Here is an 852-nt window from a genome sequence, read left to right on the forward strand (position 1 = left end):
GCCGCAGCCCGAGCAGCCATCGCCGCAGTTGGCCGTCGTAGGACCCGGCCGCCCACCAGAGCAGGGGCTCGTTGCCCTTCAAGGCCCCGGCCGGCAGGAGCAGGCGCTGACGGCAGTCGGGGCAGGCGGCTCCGGACGCGTGCTGCGGCGGTTGCAGGCCACGGCACAGGGGGCAGGGGGTGGCCGCGATCCAGTCGAGCGGAAGCCGGCTCAGGCGTGCGAGAAGGGTCAGGGGTCCGGCGCTGCTGCTTCAAGCCTTCCCGGGGAGCGACCGCAGCATGGCCACCAGGGTGCGGTGGGCGTCCTCACTGTCGGTGAGGGTGTGGTCGAAGGGCACCTCCACCCGGGAGCCGTCCACCTCCAGGCGCATCGCCTCGGGCTCGACGGCCACCATCCGGGCCTGGCGGGCCTCGGTGCAGCCGCCGTAGTGGCGGGCGTAGGCCAGAACGGCTTCGGCGTGGTCGTCGTTCATGTGCTTGCAGATGCGGTCGCTCACTGCGGCGGTGAGGGGATCGGCGGCCATGGGTTCAGGTCGGTTGGGGGAATTCTGGGCTCAGGCGCCGGCGAACCGCTGCCAGAGCAGCAGGCCCAGCCGCAGGCCGCTGAAGCCCACGTAGCCCGCCAGCACGACGAACAGGGCCATGGCGAGGATCGATTTCAGACGTTCGTTCATGGCCGAGGCGAGGGGGAGTCGGCCCCCATCCTGGAGCTGGCCCGCGCCAGCAGGGCCATGCCCAGGGCCGCCGTGCGTTGCGGTCGGTTCAGCACCGGGATCCCCAGGGCGCGCGTCCGCAGGGCGCGCCACTGGCTGTTGCGGGCGCCGCCGCCGACGCTGATCACCCGCCGCAGGGC

2 protein-coding genes are annotated in these 852 nt (G+C 73.0%); both read right to left on the reverse strand.

Annotated features, from left to right (window positions below):
- Positions 1-250: 250 nt before the first annotated feature.
- The gene (locus VB737_RS17090; RefSeq protein WP_500314735.1) at positions 251-523 is read right to left on the reverse strand and encodes a DUF2470 domain-containing protein; all 273 of its coding nucleotides are present in this window, start codon (positions 521-523) and stop codon (positions 251-253) included.
- A gap of 146 nt (positions 524-669) precedes the next feature.
- Positions 670-852: FGGY-family carbohydrate kinase (locus VB737_RS17095; RefSeq protein WP_500314737.1), on the reverse strand; the 183-nt coding region annotated here is incomplete at its 5' end.

The organism is Synechococcus sp. BA-120 BA3 (assembly GCF_034931285.1).
GTDB lineage: Bacteria > Cyanobacteriota > Cyanobacteriia > PCC-6307 > Cyanobiaceae > Cyanobium.